This window comes from Aldersonia sp. NBC_00410 (assembly GCF_026342035.1).
Lineage (GTDB): Bacteria > Actinomycetota > Actinomycetes > Mycobacteriales > Mycobacteriaceae > Aldersonia.
Genome location: NZ_JAPENM010000007.1, coordinates 292,708 through 309,236, shown reverse-complemented (window position 1 = coordinate 309,236; position 16,529 = coordinate 292,708). Strand labels below are relative to the sequence as shown.

General features: G+C 67.0%; 14 protein-coding genes. 8 read left to right on the top strand and 6 right to left on the bottom strand.

Translation table 11 applies throughout. From position 1 onward, the window contains the following. Positions 1 to 18 precede the first annotated feature (18 nt). Both OG921_RS18020 and OG921_RS18015 read left to right on the top strand, forming a co-directional pair. Entirely contained in the window at positions 19 to 1,407 is a 1,389-nt protein-coding gene (locus tag OG921_RS18020; RefSeq protein ID WP_266113866.1) for an LLM class flavin-dependent oxidoreductase, read from the top strand. A 53-nt stretch (positions 1,408 to 1,460) separates the two neighbouring features. Next, positions 1,461 to 2,693, top strand: a complete 1,233-nt coding sequence (locus OG921_RS18015) for an MFS transporter (RefSeq protein ID WP_266113865.1) — start codon at positions 1,461 to 1,463, stop codon at positions 2,691 to 2,693. Positions 2,694 to 2,854: 161 nt separating this feature from the next. Here the strand turns inward: OG921_RS18015 and OG921_RS18010 are convergent, their stop codons facing one another. Together OG921_RS18010 and OG921_RS18005 are read right to left on the bottom strand one after the other, a co-directional pair. Then, a complete protein-coding gene (locus tag OG921_RS18010) occupies positions 2,855 to 3,178 on the bottom strand; it encodes an antibiotic biosynthesis monooxygenase (protein ID WP_266113863.1) in 324 nt (107 codons plus the stop codon). Positions 3,179 to 3,206: 28 nt separating this feature from the next. Next, positions 3,207 to 4,694 carry an MFS transporter gene (locus OG921_RS18005; RefSeq protein WP_266113949.1) on the bottom strand — a complete coding sequence of 496 codons (1,488 nt, stop codon included), beginning with the start codon at positions 4,692 to 4,694 and terminating at the stop codon, positions 3,207 to 3,209. Positions 4,695 to 4,907: 213 nt separating this feature from the next. Between OG921_RS18005 and OG921_RS18000 the strand changes: the two genes are divergently transcribed. From OG921_RS18000 to OG921_RS17990, 3 genes are all read left to right on the top strand, one after another. After that, positions 4,908 to 5,432, top strand: coding sequence for a TetR/AcrR family transcriptional regulator (locus tag OG921_RS18000; RefSeq protein ID WP_266113862.1), 525 nt, complete (start codon positions 4,908 to 4,910; stop codon positions 5,430 to 5,432). A gap of 70 nt (positions 5,433 to 5,502) precedes the next feature. Beyond that, on the top strand, positions 5,503 to 6,813 hold the full coding sequence (gene guaD / locus OG921_RS17995) for a guanine deaminase (RefSeq protein ID WP_266113861.1): 1,311 nt from the start codon (positions 5,503 to 5,505) through the stop codon (positions 6,811 to 6,813). Between the two features lie 117 nt (positions 6,814 to 6,930). Then, complete coding sequence (locus OG921_RS17990) at positions 6,931 to 8,205, top strand: nitrate/nitrite transporter (protein ID WP_266113860.1); 1,275 nt, start codon at positions 6,931 to 6,933, stop codon at positions 8,203 to 8,205. Here the strand turns inward: OG921_RS17990 and OG921_RS17985 are convergent. The 4 genes from OG921_RS17985 to OG921_RS17970 all read right to left on the bottom strand — a co-directional run bounded on the left by OG921_RS17985 (position 8,202) and on the right by OG921_RS17970 (position 13,366). After that, entirely contained in the window at positions 8,202 to 9,263 is a 1,062-nt protein-coding gene (locus tag OG921_RS17985; RefSeq protein WP_266113859.1) for a putative zinc-binding metallopeptidase, read from the bottom strand. The genes OG921_RS17990 and OG921_RS17985 overlap by 4 nt on opposite strands. A 90-nt stretch (positions 9,264 to 9,353) precedes the next feature. Beyond that, positions 9,354 to 10,217, bottom strand: coding sequence for an exodeoxyribonuclease III (locus tag OG921_RS17980; RefSeq protein WP_266113858.1), 864 nt, complete (start codon positions 10,215 to 10,217; stop codon positions 9,354 to 9,356). 61 nt (positions 10,218 to 10,278) lie between these two features. Then, on the bottom strand, positions 10,279 to 11,388 hold the full coding sequence (locus tag OG921_RS17975) for an ABC transporter ATP-binding protein (protein ID WP_266113857.1): 1,110 nt from the start codon (positions 11,386 to 11,388) through the stop codon (positions 10,279 to 10,281). 187 nt (positions 11,389 to 11,575) lie between these two features. Further along, a complete protein-coding gene (locus OG921_RS17970; RefSeq protein WP_266113856.1) occupies positions 11,576 to 13,366 on the bottom strand; it encodes a sugar phosphate isomerase/epimerase and 4-hydroxyphenylpyruvate domain-containing protein in 1,791 nt (596 codons plus the stop codon). Between the two features lie 79 nt (positions 13,367 to 13,445). Here OG921_RS17970 and OG921_RS17965 point away from each other — a divergent pair, with 79 nt between their 5' ends. The 3 genes from OG921_RS17965 to OG921_RS17955 all read left to right on the top strand — a co-directional run bounded on the left by OG921_RS17965 (position 13,446) and on the right by OG921_RS17955 (position 16,523). Next, complete coding sequence (locus tag OG921_RS17965; RefSeq protein ID WP_266113855.1) at positions 13,446 to 14,090, top strand: TetR/AcrR family transcriptional regulator; 645 nt, start codon at positions 13,446 to 13,448, stop codon at positions 14,088 to 14,090. Between the two features lie 141 nt (positions 14,091 to 14,231). Beyond that, on the top strand, positions 14,232 to 15,134 hold the full coding sequence (locus OG921_RS17960; protein ID WP_266113854.1) for a shikimate dehydrogenase: 903 nt from the start codon (positions 14,232 to 14,234) through the stop codon (positions 15,132 to 15,134). A gap of 42 nt (positions 15,135 to 15,176) precedes the next feature. Further along, complete coding sequence (locus tag OG921_RS17955) at positions 15,177 to 16,523, top strand: MFS transporter (RefSeq protein WP_266113853.1); 1,347 nt, start codon at positions 15,177 to 15,179, stop codon at positions 16,521 to 16,523. The last annotated feature ends 6 nt before the right edge of the window (positions 16,524 to 16,529 follow it).

Below are 16,529 nucleotides of genomic sequence, written 5' to 3'. Positions count from 1 at the left end.
CCGGATCCAAGGAGAAAAGTGACCCCCCGTCCCGAGACCCAGCCGCGCCAGCTCAACCTGAACGCGTTCATCTACCCGTCCGGTCATCACGAGGCCGCCTGGCGGCACCCCGACAGCCGCCCGGACCGGATCTACGACGTCAGCTACTACCAGGAGATCGGCCGAACCGCCGAGGCCGCAAAGTTCGACGCGGTGTTCTTCGCCGACGGACCGGCGTTGCGGCAGAACGTCAAGCACTTCGCGGCACCCGGCCTCGAGCCGATCACGCTGCTCACCGCCATCGCGACCGCGACCACGCACCTCGGCCTGATCGCGACTGCGTCCACGACCTACTACGAGCCCTACAACCTGGCGCGCTTGTTTTCCTCGCTCGATCACATCTCCGGCGGACGCGCGGGCTGGAACATCGTCACCACCGGAACCGATGTGGCGGCAGCGAACTTCGGCCTCGACGAGCACCCGGCCCACACCGACCGGTACGCACGTGCCCGCGAATTCGTCGACGCCGTGGTCGCGCTGTGGGACAGCTGGGAGGACGACGCAATCCTGCTCGATCGCGCCGCGGGGATCTACGCCGATCCGGACAAGATCCACGAGATCAACCATGCGGGTGAGCATCTGCGGGTGCGCGGCCCGTTCAATTCGGCGCGCACGCCACAGGGTTACCCGGTGCTGGTCCAGGCCGGCGCGTCCAACGAGGGTCGCGGCTTCGCCGGCCGCTACGCCGAGGCGATCTTCACCGCGCACCAGCGGCTCACCGATGCCCAGGCGTTCTACGCCGACATCAAGCGCCGCGCAGCGGGATTCGGCCGCAACCCCGACCATGTGAAGATCCTGCCGGGGATCAGCCCGTTCATCGGCGACACCGAGAAGGAGGCGAAAGCGCTCGAGCAGGAGTTCAACGAGCTGACTGTGCCCGAGTACGGCCTGACCCAGGTGGAGAAGATGTTCGGGTTCAGCCTGCGCCATCTCGACCTCGACGAGCCGATCCCGCTGGAACTGTTCGCCGACGCCGGCGACGTCACCGACAACGAACGCAGCCGCGTGCAGGTGATCGCGGGAATCGTGCAGCGCGAAAAGCCGACGGTGCACGGACTGCTGCACCGGCTCGCCGGCGCCCGTGGCCACCGCGTCTTCACCGGCACCCCCGAGCAGGTCGCCGACACCATCGAGGAATGGTTCACCCATGGCGCAGCCGACGGCTTCAACGTGATGCCGCCGCTGTACCCCGGCGGGTTGGAGAAGTTCGCGAGCACAGTGGTGCCGATCCTGCAGGACCGCGGACTGTTCCGCACCGAGTACACCGGCACGACGCTGCGTGACCACTTCGGCCTGCCGCGCCCGGAGAGCCAGTTCGCCTCGACTGCAACGATTTCCGAGCCGCAGCTCAGCGCAGCGGCGCGGTGAGTGGCTGTACCACCGAATCACCCGACATAGCGCCGCCGACGCGGCTGCGGGAGATGGCCCTACCGGTCTTCATTCCCGCAGCCGTGTACGGCATCGGCCAAGGCGCCGCGACACCCGTGTATGCCTTGCGCGCACTCGAGCTCGGCGCATCGGCCGGCGTCGCGGGCCTGGTCGTCGCGCTGGCCGGACTGGGTCTCGTCCTCGGCGACCTGCCCGCCGGGCGGGTCGTCGGCCGGCTGGGTGAACGCTGGTCGGTGGGACTCGGATCGGCCCTCGGTGCGATCGGGGTCGCACTGTGCCTGTGCGCGAACTCGTTGGCAATGCTCGGGATTGGGCTGCTGCTCACCGGTCTGGCGAACGCAGTGTGGGGATTGGCCCGCCAGACCTATGTGGTCGCGGCGGTCGCTCCCGTCGATCGGGGCAAGGCGCTTTCGGCGATGGCCGGCTCTATGCGGTTCGGATTCTTCGCCGGACCGTTCCTCGGTGCGTGGGCGGTGCATCTGCTCGGCCTTGCGGGCGGGCTGTGGGTGCAGTTGGTTGCGACGCTCGTGGCCGGCGCGCTGATGATCTCGTTGCAGGATCCAACCGAAACCGAAACGTCGCCGTCGCCGTCGCGATCACTGACTGCGGTCGTCGTCGAGAACCGCCGACTATTGACGACGCTCGGCTCCGGCGCGTTGGCGATGGGCGCGGCGCGGGCGTCGCGCAACGCGCTCGTCCCGCTGTGGGCGGCGCACAGCGGACTCGACGCGACCACCACGAGCCTCATCTTCGGGGTGAGCGGTGCGGTCGACGTCCTCATGTCCTACCCGGCCGGGATCTGCATGGACCGCTTCGGTCGCCGCGCCGTGGCGGTGCCGTCCATGATGTTGTTCGGCCTCGGTTACGTGGTGCTGCCGTTCACCCACGGTGCCGTCGCGATCGGCGCGGCGGCGATCCTGCTCGGCCTGGCAAACGGGTTGAGCAACGGTGTCATCATGACGCTCGGCGCGGACGCCGCTCCCCCGCATCAGCGCGCCGAGTTTCTCGGTGCGTGGCGCCTCACCCACGACATCGGCATGTTCGCCGGCCCCATCGCGATCGGGGTGATCAGTGGAGTGGCCGCGCTCGCTGTCTCGGCACTGGTCATCGGCGGCGTGTCCGGGCTCGGCGCGGCGGCACTAGCGCGATGGATCGGCGCCGGGCAGACCGGCGCGGCCGTGAATGGAAGATTTGCTGCGTTGAGCGGAGTGAACGATTCCGTTCACTCCGAAAACGCGGCCGAGGCCGACCGCGCAAAGACGTGAAAAGGGCCGGTGCGTTCGGTCGCCTCTCGGCGAAAGGCGCAACGCAGTTCCAGCCGAACGGAACTCTGCGAAGGCAGCAGGTTTGAGCCCGGGGGACACGGAACGCACCGACCAGACCTTTCCAACACGATCCGTCGCGGCACTATTCCACCCGCCCCTCCTCAGAGCTGGAACCGGCGGTGCCGTTCTTCCACGCAGACCGAGATCGCGTACTCGGTGTAGAACTCCGCGCGTCCGCGTTGCTGTGCGGCACGATGTTCCGGGTCGTCCCGCCACCCGGCGTGGTGGTCGTGGCTGTCGAAGACGACGATCGACACCCGCTCGCCGTCGTCGGCGGTGAACACTTTGTACGACATGAAGCCGGGCATCGCAGCCGCGCGCTGCTTCATGTGCTCCGCGAGTTCGCCGTAACCGTTCGCATGCGCGTCGGGCCGCAGGCGTGAGCGGAACACGGTGACGACGGGCTTTTCTCGATCGGGCTGCACGACTCACATCATGCCGCGCCATATGGAATCAGCGCAGCCGAGCCGCGCTGATCGCGGCGATCACGAGTACGACGACCGTAATCGCCGCAGCGACATGCATACCGGAGACGAACGTGTGCTGCATCGACTCGACGAACGGCGCCGGGTCGGCCAGCTCGGCCGCGACGGCATGTGCGCCGCCGAGGGTTTCGGCCGCGCCCGCCTGAGCCGAGGTCAGCGCACCGGTGTCGAGCCCGCGTCGGAACACGCCCATCACGATGCTGCCGAGGATCGCGACGCCGGACGCGGTGCCCAGTTCGTACGCCGTTTCCGCGACGGCGGACGCGGCACCTGCCCGCGCAGTCGGCACCGAGCTCACCACGAGGTTCGAGGTGGTCGTCAGCGCGATACCGACCCCAGCACCGATAAGCACGAAGCCGACCACGAACACCCCCGCGCCGGAGTCGGCCGACGTGCCGAGCATGATCGCCGCACCTATCGCGGACAGCGCCACCGCGCCCGCGAGGACCGCTCCGACCCGGTAGCGGCGGAGCAGCCACGCGCCGAGGAGCGAGGCGAGCACGCTGGTCGCAGTGCCGGGCAGCATCAGCAGTCCCGCCTGCAGCGGCGAGTTGCCGAGCACCAGTTGCAGGTACTGTGCGCCGAAGAAGAGCACTCCGGCGAGCGCGAATACCGACAGGAAGTCGGTGCCGACGGCGGTGCGGAACCGCGGCCGGCGGAACAGCCGCAGATCGATCATCGGCTGCTCGAGGATGCGCTGGCGTTGCGCGAATGCGACGCCCGCGCCGATACCGACGAGTCCGATCATGGCCAGCGTGATGCTCGGGCCGTGCGCCGCAGTTTCCTTGATCGCGTACACGATCGGCAGCATCGTCGCCATCGACAGCAGCGCGCTGGGAATGTCGAAGCGGCCCGGATTGGGGTCGCGCGATTCGGGGATCAACATCGGGCCGAGCACGATCAGCACGAGCATCAGCGGGATGTTCACCAGGAACACCGAGCCCCACCAGAAGTGCTCGAGCAGCCAGCCGCCGACCAACGGACCGACCGCGGCGCCGCCGCCGGCCATCGCGCTCCACACCGCGATCGCGGTGACGCGTTGACGCGCGTCGGCAAAGATCGCGCGGATCAGTCCGAGGGTGGCCGGCATCAGCGTCGCACCGGCGATGCCCTGTAGCGCGCGGGCCGCAATCAGCATCATCGGGCTCACCGCGAATGCGGCGAGCAGCGACGCGAGACCGAATCCGGCGGCACCGATCAGCAGCAGCCGGCGTCGCCCGATCCGGTCGCCGAGCGACCCCATGGTGACGAGTAGGCCGGCGAGGACGAACGAGTAGACGTCGATGATCCACAGCAACTGCGGACTGCTCGGCGCGAGGTCGGCGCTGATGAACGGGAGCGCGACATCGAGCACCGTGGCGTCGATCGCGATCAGCAGGACCGCGAACGCCAGGACCACCAGCCCTGCCCATTCACGTACGCCTGCCCGCGCATGCACCGCCGTGGGGGCGGTCATGACCGTCACTTCGCTCACCTCTCTTGGGCGCACGGACCTCGCCGCACACCCTCTTATTTCTGACTGAACGGAACCGTTCAGTCGATCTGATCGACTGAACGGTTCCGTTCAGTCGATCCCCGGGGTGGCCACAACAGTGGTGAACCGTCCAGCCGGTACACCAAGACTAGCACTAAACCGTCCAGCCGGTACAGTGCCTGATACCGTGACGGCATGAACTCCACCACCCGCGACCGGATCCTGGATGCCGTCGAACAACTCCTGCTCGACCGGGGCGTACAGCAGGTGACCCTGGAGGCGGTCGCCAACGAAGCGGGCGTTTCCAAGGGTGGGTTGCTCTATCACTTCAACAACAAGGACGCCCTGCTCGCCGGCATGGTGCGCCGCCTTGGTGAGCGCGCGGACCGCCAGCTCGCCGACGCGGTGCAGGCAGGTGAGTCCGTCGCCGAGTGGTACCTCGCGCCGGGTGATTCCAACGACGAGCTCGAGGTCGCCCTGTTCCGCTCGATGCTCGCGGTCATGCGCAGCGTCGACGCCCCGGACAGCGAGGTGCAGCGGGCGATGGTCGACGTGATGCGGTCCTGGGATTCCGGGGTGCAACGCGAGATCGACGACCCGGTGCAGGCCGAGATCGTGCGGCTCGTCGGCGACGGCCTGTACCTCGGCGCGCTGCTCGGGCTGCCCGACCCCGATCCCGAGCTGCACCGGCAGGTCGTGGCCCGGTTGCTCGGACGCTGATCGCTCGGCGCGCGCGTCCGGGCCGCTCGTCGTAGGTTCGGGCGAATACCCGCCGACGCGAGGAGCCGCCGTGACCGCAACCGCCGTGCGCGGCCACGCAATCTCGTTCCGCGGCGACCCGTTTCTCGTCGCGGACGCCCTGATCGACATCGAGGACGCGCTGATCCTTACCGAGGACGGCATCATCACCGCGTTCGGCCCGTGGGTGCAGTTTCGCGACCGGGTCCCGGACGGCGTCGACGTCGTGCACTACCCCGACGCGATCCTGTGCGCCGGATTCGTCGACACCCATGTGCATTACGTGCAGACCGCGATCATCGGTGCATTCGGTGCGCAGCTGATCGACTGGCTCAACAGCTACACGTTCAAGGCCGAGCAGCGCTTCGCGGACCGGGCGCATGCGCAGGCCGCGGCGACCGTGTTCTTCGACGCGCTGCTCGCGAACGGCACCACCACAGCACTCGCGTTCGCCGCCATGTATCCGCAGTCGGTGGACGCATTCTTCGAGGAGTCGCTGCGCCGCGGCACCCGGATGATCGGCGGCAAGGTGCTGATGGACCGCAACGCCCCGGAGCCGCTACTCGACTCGCCGCAGACCGGTTACGACGACTCGAAGGCGCTCATCGCCAAATGGCACGGCCGCGGCCGCAACCAGTACGCGATCACACCACGCTTCGCGCCGACGAGTAGCCCGAAACAGCTCGAACTCGCCGGCACACTCTGGCGCGAGTCGCCGGGAACCTACGTGCACACCCACGTCTCGGAGAACTTGAACGAAATCAGTTGGGTGCGTGAGCTTTTCCCGGAACGATCGGGCTATCTCGACGTGTACGACCACTACGGTCTGCTCGGCCCGCGCACCGTCCTCGCGCACGGCGTGCATCTCACCGACGCCGAGCGACGGCGGGTCTTCGACGCCGGGGCCGCGATCGCGCACTGCCCGACGTCCAACCTGTTTCTCGGCAGCGGGCTGTTCGCGCTCGGTGCGGCGAAGGATCCGGCGGCGCCGCTGCACGTGGGGTTCGGCACCGACATCGGTGCAGGCACGACCTTTTCGCTGCTGACCACGATGAACGAGGCCTACAAGGTGGCCGCGCTGAACTCCTATCGGCTCGATGCAGTGAAGTCGTTCTACCTTGCCACCCTGGGTGGGGCGACGGCGCTCGCGCTGGACGACAAGATCGGCTCGCTCGCGGTCGGCAAGGAGGCCGACTTCATCGTCCTCGACACCAAGGCCACCCCGCTGCTCGAATATCGCACTGCACATACGGATTCAGTGGAGGAACTCTTGTTCGTGTTGTCCATCATGGGCGACGACCGGGCGGTGGCCGCGACCTACATCGCCGGCACACCGGCCTACCTGCGCCACGCCGCACGCTAGGCGCGCCTCGGCAGCAGGCTCACATACGGCGGTGGCGGCGAAACACCACGCCTGAGGCTCTCCCACCTGGGACCATGGCGGCAGAGGCACCCACCACCGCTGATCGAAGGACGACCGATGTCGGACTCTCACTCCGGCTATGCGCGGGCGACAACCACGTTTTTCGCCGACCGCGTCGCCGGGCGGCTCGGCGGCCCGGAAGCCTGGACCATCTGGATCCTCGCGACCGTATTCGTGGTCTGGCTGTTCGCAATTCAGACCGGCTACGCGGTCGTGTCGCCGCAGATCCAGCAGGACGCCGGCCTCAGCCTCGCCCAGATCGCCACGGCCGCATCGACCTACACGGTGACGTTCGCGATCTGTCAGTTCTTCTCGGGTGCCCTGCTCGACCGCTACGGCACCCGCCCGCTGCTCGCCGGCGCCGTCGCGCTGGTCACCGCGGGCGCCTTCCTCTACGCCGCGACCACCGGGTTCGCCGTGCTGCTCCTCGCGCAGGTGGTGCTCGCGATCGGCGCGTCGTTCGGCTTCGTCGGCGCCGGCTATGTCGGCGGGAAGTGGTTCGCGGCGGCACGGTACGGACTGATGTTCGGGCTGGTGCAGATGTGTGCGTCGCTCGGTTCGGCGATCGGTCAGCCGGTGATGTCGGCGTTGCTCACGCTGATGACGTGGCAGCAGCTGCTCGCCGGATTCGCCTCCGCCGGTGTGCTGCTCACCATCGCGTTCGCACTGCTCGTGCGCAACCCGGTCGCAACCGAGACCGGCCGTGCACACGGCAATGTCGGCACCGAGATCGTGCACAACCTCGCCGCCTGCTTCCGCAACCGACAGGTCGTGCTGTGCGCGGTGTTCGCCGGGGCGTCGTTCGGGACGATGCTGTCCGTCGGTGTGCTGTGGGGTCCGCGGGTTCAGGAAGCTCGCGGTGCCACAGCGGGTTTCGCAGCCGTGCTCACCGCACTGGCTTGGCTCGGCCTGGCCCTTGGTGCGCCCGCGATCAACCTCGTCTCGAATCGCTGGCACTCCCGCAAGCTGCCCGCCGAAGTCGGTCTGCTGCTCGAGGCGGTCGCGGTCGTGCTGTTCATCTACGGCCCGGCCAACGGTCCGGGCGCGAGCGTCGTGGTGATGTTCGCGGTCGGTCTGTTCGCGGGCACGCACATGCTCGGCTTCACCATCGCGGGTGAATCGGTCCCACCGAACCTGCTCGGCAGCGCCGCCGCCGTCGTCAACGGCGTCTGCTTCCTGGTCGGCGGAGCACTGCAGGCGATTCCCGGCTATCTACTTCCGGACGATCCCGATCTCGCGGACTTCCGCAGGGCGCTGTGGATCATGCCCCTGACATTGCTGATCGGGCTGGTGGCGACGCTCGGGCTGCGGGACCGCAGTAGCAGTAGCTAGGCGGTCGCGACCTCGGGCAGCGTCGCGCTCACCACCACCTCGTGCACGAATCCGAGTTTCGCGGCCACGGCACTGTTGAGGTCGAACGGGTAGAGGTCGCGCTTGCCCATCGACTTGTTGATGAGATTGAAGAACACGGTGGCTCGCTTCCAGTCCCACACCATCCGACCGATGGGCTCGTCGCGATAGTTGCGCAGCGGCACCACATCTTCGATCGGATACCCGCGCTCGAGGTTGGCGTGGAACACCACATCGGCCGCGGCGGTGGTCTGCAGGGTGTCCGCGATGTGCAGGTAGTGCGCGAAGCATTCCGCGAAGTCCTCCCACGGGTGCATCGTCGCGTACTCGGAGATGTGCGATCGCCGCCAGTCCTCGGGCGGGCCGAACTTGTAATGCCGGTCGATCGCGTCCTGGTAGCTCGCGCGTTCGTCGCCGAACACCTCGCGGCATCGGTCGATCATCGGACCGTTCTCCACGAGCACGCTCTGGTAGTAGTGGCCGATCTCGTGGCGGAAGTGACCGAGCATGGTTCGATACGGCTCGCCGAGTGCCACCCGCAGCCGCTCCCGGTAGTCGTCGCGGGTTTCCACGAGGTCGATGGTGATCACGCCGTTCGCGTGCCCGATCATCACCTTTTCACCGTTGGAGTAGCTCGACACCAGGTCGAAGGCCAGCCCACCCTCGCGCTCGTAGTAGGGCACGATCGGCAGGCCGAGATCCCGCAACTGAAACACCAGGCGGCGCAGCGCCATCCGCGCATCGGCGAGTTTCTCCATGGCAATCGTGTCGTCCGGGTCGGGCCGGCGCCGGACCAGCGAGCAGGCCAGGCACAACGCGGTGTCGGCGTCGTCGGCGACGAGCCAATTGCACCGCCAGTGCCGGTTCGCACAGGGGTGCCACTGCGTTCCGTCGACCTCGATACCGATGTCCTCGTCGTCGTCGACCCGCACCATCCTCTCGCTCGGCAGGTGCAGGCCGACCTGCGTGCCGCAGGATTTGCACGACTCATCCTCGAACGCGATGAATCCACGGCAACGCGGGCAAGAGAACGCGATCATCGAGTGCCTCCCGACTCTGGGACACGTGAGCTCAAACCAAGACAGCGAGAGTCTGACAGTTTCGGCGCGCGGGCGGGAGGTTTCGATGCCTTACCGTGACTGCGGCAATTTCGTTCGACCACGCGGTGCCGGCTTGGCCGACGGCGGCGGCACCATCGGCCCGATATCACCGTCTGGTGCCTCGTCGAGATCCACCATCACCGGTGCGTGGTCGCTCGGCCCGGTGCCCTTGCGCGCCTGCCGATCGATCCACGCGGCCCGCACCCGCTCGGCGACCGGTGCACCGGCGAGCACGAGGTCGATGCGCATACCGAGGTTCTTGTGGAACATCCCGGCGCGGTAATCCCAGTAGCTGAACACCCGCTCGTTCGGCCAGCGGTCGCGGACCACATCGTGCAGGCCGATGTCCTGCAGTTCGGCTAGCGCGGCACGCTCCGCCGGGGTGACGTGGGTCTGACCGACATACGCGTCGGGATCGAACACGTCCGCATCGGTGGGGGCGATGTTCATGTCACCGCAGACCAGGACCTCGGGCGGCCCGGCTGCGACGTTCGCGCGCAACTTCGCCAGCCATTCGAGCTTGTACTGGTAATGCTCGGAGTCCGGCACTCGACCGTTCGGCACGTACAGCGAGTGCACCCGGACACCGCCACAGGTGGCCGACACGGCGCGCGCCTCGACATGCGGAAAGCCGGGGGCGCCGGGCAGCCCGGTCACCACGTCGGTCAGTCCGACTTTCGAGAGGATCGCGACGCCGTTCCATTGCGGCTCGCCATTGGCGGCGAACTCGTAGCCCCGCTCGGCCAGCTGATCACCGAGCAGGTCCGCGAAGGCCTCGGTGCCGACCTTGAGTTCCTGCAGGCACACCACGTCCGGACTGCGTTCGTCCAGCCAGGGCAGCAGCCGAGGCAGCCGCTGCTTGACCGAGTTCACATTCCACGTCACGACCCGCATGTGCCCACCGTAGCGGGCACCCGGGCGCGGTTCGAGGGTGTCGTGGTGGGTGCGGGCGCCGCTAGCCGGCGCTCGTGTAGTTCTGCCCCCGGTAGTTCTGGTCCTGGTGGTATTCCTGGCCGTCGTAATTCTGCTCGTCGTAGGACCGGTTGTCGGTATCCGACTCGTCGTCGTAGTAATCGTCGTACTCGTCGGGATTGTCGAGGCTGTCCTGGATGGCGGCCTGTGCCTCCGGCGGCAGGTTGTTCAGAATCTGGCGGACCCGCTCCCGGCGCCGGCCCACAGCCTTACGCTCGGGCATCCCCGGCGTCGCCTTGATCTGCGGAATGATCCCCGTGACCTCTTCCGCGCCACCATGATGATGACCCGCATCCGCCATGGCCTGCTCCTCGGCCATCTGCGACTCGTCCTTCTCCTCGCTCATCCCGATCGGCCCCAACCGCCGACCATTGATGAACTGCTTGACCACCGGCTCCTCGCTGGTCAACAACACCTCACGCGGACCGAACATCACCAACTGCCGACGAAACAACATCCCGATGTTGTCGGGCACCGTCCGCGCCAAGTTGATGTTGTGCGTCACGATCAGAATCGTCGCGTCGATCTGCGCATTGATATCGATCAACAACTGCGACAAATACGCCGTACGCACCGGATCCAGACCCGAGTCCGGCTCATCGACCAGAATGATCTGCGGATCCAACACCAACGACCGCGCCAACCCCGCCCGCTTACGCATACCACCGGAAATCTCACCCGGCAGCTTGTTCTCCGCCCCCAACAAACCCGTCAGCTCGAGCTTCTCCATCACGACCTTGCGGATATCGGACTCCGACTTCTTCGTATGCTCACGCAACGGGAACGCCACGTTGTCATACAAATCCATCGACCCGAACAACGCGCCATCCTGAAACAGCACACCGAACAGCTTGCGGATCTCGTAAAGCTCCTTGTGCGAACACGTCGTGATATCGGTGCCGTCGATCATGATCGAGCCCTCTTCCGGGCGCAGCAAACCGATCAACGACTTCAAAAACACCGACTTACCCGTACCCGACGGACCCAGCAACGCCGACACCTCACCCGAAGGCAACGTCAACGACACGTCCTGCCAAATCGTCTGCGAACCGAATCGCTTCGTCACGTGATGGGTGCTGACCTCGACGCCCACGCTTGTCCTCCCCAGGTCGATCGGCAAGCAACACCCGCCGAAGTTGTGGCTTCGGTCACCATACCTGACAGAATGTTTTACCAGTCTCTCGAGTTCGACATTGTGCCGCACCCGTAGGCGAAGTGAGGCTCCGCCGTGGCAATGCGGTGGACCCTCGAACTGGTCAGGTGACCGATACCCTGGGGGTTTAGGCCCGCACCCTCGGCCGCTGCGCGGCGAGCCGGACCGGCGCATTGTCGACGCCGTAGCCGTCGTAGCCGTCGAATCGCTGCAGGAACTCGAAAAACACCCCACCGACCGTGCGGGTATAGAAATGCACGAAGTACCCGCCATCGCGGCCGGGGCCCCGGTCGTAGAGCAGGCTGAGGTCGCGCAGCTCGCCGACCAAGGTCGCGTCGAGGCCGAAACGCCCGGCCAGATAGTCGTAGTAGTTGTCGGGGACATCGAGAAACGCGAGTCCGGCGGCGCGCGCTGCGCGGGCCAGTCCGATCACGTCACTGCACCCGAATGCGACGTGCTGCGGCAGCTGCGCCGCCGCGAGGACCTGCGGTGCGACGTTGAGCGGAATTCGTACGGCACCGTCGGCGGTACGAATGACCTGACTGCGGATCAGCCCGGTGGGACCCGGCAGCTGGCCGGGAGCATCCGCAGTCAGGCCGAAGACACTGGTGAGGAAGAGGACGGCGTCGTCGGCGGTCTGCCACGGCTGGGACAGGTTGACGTGGTCGATGCCCTGCACGGCGCTCGGCCCCTCGGGCAGGCCGTCACGGAACTCGCCGACCCAGGCCGGCGTCCCGGTCGGCGGATCGGTGACCCAGAAGAGCTCGGTCCCGTCGGGGGCGATCGCCGCACCGAAGGATTGCTCGGTGGCGTAGGTCCGTCGATAAGCGACCGGCGCCATCAGTTCCGCCGCGCGACGCGAGGTCGCGTCGGCGTCGGGCACCCGCAGTCCGACCGCGGCGACATGCGGCAGTTGGTCACGCGCCTGCTGCTCATTGAGGACCACTCGCGCCGATCCGGCACTCCACAACGACACCGGCTTGCTGCGATGTCGGCCGCGCGGGGTGAAACCGAGCTGTCCGAGCAGCACCTCCACCTCGCTCGTGTCCTCGGCTTTGATCTCGACGAAATCGAACCCGTTGGGCGGCTTCGCCTCGGTCATCGGGATGAGCTGCAGTTCGTCCTGTAGCCACAGCAACGATCGCAACGCGTGCACCGCGGTGGGACCGGGGTCGGTCTGCCGGAAGGTGTCGTTGAAGACCTCGAGCGACAACGGGCCGTCGTATCCGGCGGCGATCACGTGCCGGACGAACCCCGCAAGGTCGAAGGCCCCTTCACCGGGGAACAGGCGATGGTGCCGACTCCACGACAACACGTCCATGCTCAATGCGGGTGCGTCGGCGAGTTGCAGGAAGAGGATCTTGTCGGCCGGAATCTGCTCGATCCCGGCCGGATCGTGGCCGCGCGAGAGAACGTGGAAGCTGTCCAGGCAGACCCCGACCGCGGGGTGGTCCGCGAGTTCGACGATGCGCCAGGCGCGCCGATAGTCGTCGACGAAACGCCCCCACGCCAGCGCCTCGAAGGCGATGCGGATGCCGTACTCCGTGGCCAAGTCGCCGATGCGGCGCAGCTGATCGGCCGATACCTCGTCGGAGTCGATAGTCGCCGTGGCGACGTTGCTGCACACCAGGACCAGGTCGATGCCGAGCCGCTGCGCGGTGGCGAAGGTCGCGCCGGCGCGCCGCAGGTTGTCGGCGAAGGTCTGCTCGTCCACACCCTCGAGATCGCGCAGCGGTTGGTAGAGGTACAGCTTCAGGCCGAGCCGACCGGCCAGCGCACGGATCTCTTCCGGCGAATGGTCGCTCGCGATCAGGTCCGGTTCGAAGATCTCGACTCCGTCGAATCCCGCCGCCGCGCACGCATGCAACTTCTCGACGAGTGATCCGGACAGCGAGACGGTCGCGATCGAGGCTTCCATCACACAAATGTACCAATTGGTTAATTGTCGAACAAGGCCTCGACAACGCCCGGCCCCGCTCGCAGTAAGCTCATCCGCCGTGGCCGCAAAGCCGAAAGCCGAACTCCAGCGCGATGCCGAACGCACCCGGGCCGAGTTGCTGACGGTCGCCACCGAGGTGTTCGCCGAGTCCGGGTACTCGGGCGCCCGAGTGGACGAGATCGCCGAGCGCACCCGCACCACCAAGCGCATGATCTACTACTACTTCGGCGGTAAAGAGGGCCTCTACCTGGCCGTTCTGGAGCAGGCCTACCGCGGCATCCGCGAGGCCGAACAGCGCTTGAAGGTCGATCATCGCGATCCCGTGGAGGCGATCCGGCGCCTCGCCGAGGTCACCTTCGACCATCACATCGCCCACGACGCGTTCATCCGCCTGGTCTCGATCGAGAACATTCACCGCGGCGAATTCATCCGCAAGCTGGCCGACCTGCCACAGCTGTCGGCGCCGGCGACATCGCTGCTCGACGAGATACTGCGCGACGGCCGCGCGGCCGGTGTGTTCCGCAACGACGTCGTCGCCTTGGATGTGCACCTCCTGATCAGCTCCTATTGCGTGTTCCAGGTCGCCAACAAGTTCACCTTCGGCTACCTCTTCGACGTCGACCTCACCGAAACGTCACAGCGCGCTCACCTGCGCAGAATGATCGGCGACGTCGTCGTCGGCTGGCTCACCAGCAACGCCTGAGCAGAACTCGACGCTCTCCGACTCGGTCGTCCGACCAGCGAACTCTCCGAGATTCCCCTCACACTTTTCTCTTGACGCGACGCGGAACACAGTGCTCTAATTTTGCGAACGTACTAGTTCGTACATTACGGAGAGTGGCACATGACGCAGCGTCCGAACGGTTACCTCGTCGGTTTGATCGGCACCGGCGTCGGCCCATCGCTCACCCCGGCCCTGCACATGGCCGAGGGCCGGGCACAGGGCCTCGACTACGTGTACCGGACCATCGATCTGGACACGCTGCAGATCGCGCCGAACCGCATCGGTGAGGTCCTCGACTGGGTGCGCACGCTCGGCTTCGACGCGGTGAACATCACCCACCCGTGCAAGCAGATCGCGCTCGCGCACCTCGACCGGATCGATCCGGCCGCCGCCGCCCTCGGCGCGGTCAACACCGTGCGCTTCACTCCCGACGGCACCGTCGGCCACAACACCGACACCACCGGGTTCGCGCACGGATTCGTCGAAGGCCTGCCCGATGCACCCGTCGACGACGTCGTGCTGGTCGGTGCCGGCGGCGCCGGCACCGCCGTCGCGGACGCACTGCTGCGGCTGGGCGTCGGACATCTCACCGTCGTCGATGTCGACGTCGACCGGGCCACGCAGCTTGCTGCCGCACTGGCCGAGCGCCACCTGCTCGCCCACGTCGATGCCTCGTCGTTCGACAAGTTGTCGGTGCTGCTCCCCGCCGCCGACGGCGTCGTGCACGCGACGCCGATGGGCATGGCCGAGCACCCCGGCATCGCGTTCGATCCGGCGCTGCTGCACCCACGCCCGGAGCGGAGCCTGCGGAGCGACCACAAGCCCTGGGTGGCCGACATCGTCTACCGCCCGCTCGACACCGCGCTGTTGCAGGCCGCGCGCGCAGCCGGGTGCCGGACGCTCGACGGCGGCCACATGGCCGTCCATCAGGCCGTCGACGCCTTCGCCCTGATCACCGGCATCACCCCGGACGCGGAGCGCATGTCGCGTCATTTCCGCCGACTCGTCGCAATCCCTTCCTGAACCCTGTCGCAGCCACGAGAATCCATACCTAGGAGCCCCGACATGACCACCACTTCCCGACCACACCCGCAGGCGCCTGGAGAACGCACGCCACGCCGAGCGGCGCTGGCCAGCTTCATGGGCAGCGCCGTGGAGTACTACGACTTCTTCCTGTTCGGCGCGGCCGCGGCGCTCATCTTCCCGCACGTGTTCTTTCCCTCCGACGACGACGCGGCGCTGGTCATGTCGTTCGCGACCTTCGGGTTCGCCTACATCGCCCGACCGATCGGGGCGGTCATCCTCGGTCACTTCGGTGACCGCGTCGGACGCCAACGAGTACTGATGTTCACCCTCGTGCTCATGGGTCTCTCGACGTTCCTGGTCGGCTGCCTGCCCAGCTACGACAGGATCGGCTGGCTGGCTCCCGTGCTGCTGGTCCTGTGCCGGCTGATGCAGGGCCTGTCCGCGGCCGGCGAACAGGCCGGCGCGAGTTCACTGACCCTCGAACACTCCCCCGACCATCAACGTTCCTTCTTCACCTCCTGGACGTTGACCGGAACCCAGGGCGGATTGATCCTGGCCTCGCTCATCATGATTCCGTTCATGGCGCTGCCCGATGAGGCGAAGTACAGCTGGGGCTGGCGGGTGCCGTTCTGGCTGTCCGCCGTGGTTGTGGTCGTCGCCTACTTCATTCGCCGTCAGCTGCACGAGACCCCGGAATTCACCCAGGCCAAGGAAGCCGGCGAGATCGCGAAGATGCCGCTCGTCCCGCTCATGCGCGATCATTGGCGCGACGTGCTGCGCGTGATCCTCTGCGCGTTCATCGCCGTCGTCTCAACGGTTTTCGCCAACCTCGCGCTCGCCTACGGCAAGAAGGTGGGCCTCGACGCGGACCTCACGCTATGGCTCGTGGTCGTCGCGAATGTCGGCGCCCTGCTCACCCAGCCGTTCTTCGGCAAGCTCGCCGACCGGATCGGCCGCAAGCCGGTGTTCATCTACGGCGCGCTGTCCTCGGCGGCGTTGATGCCCTTCTACATGATCTCCATGAGCCAGGGGAACCACCTGATCACGTTCGCGCTCGCCGTCGCCACCTTCTCGTTCGGCTACGCGGCAGCCAACGCGGTGTGGCCCTCGTTCTACGGCGAGATGTTCTCCACCCGGGTCCGCTTCTCCGGCATGGCAATCGGCACCCAGCTCGGCTTCCTGATGGCCGGTTTCGCGCCGTCGATCGTGACCGCACTCGGCGGCGTCCGGGAGGGCGGCTGGACCGTCATCAGCATCTTCACCGCCGTCATCTGCCTCATCGCCGCGGCCGCCGCGCTCACCGCGCGGGAGACCAAGGACGTGCCTACCGCGCAGCTCGGCACGCGCACCGACGCTGTGTCCCCAAAAGAGCTCGTCCTCCGGTAGGACCGA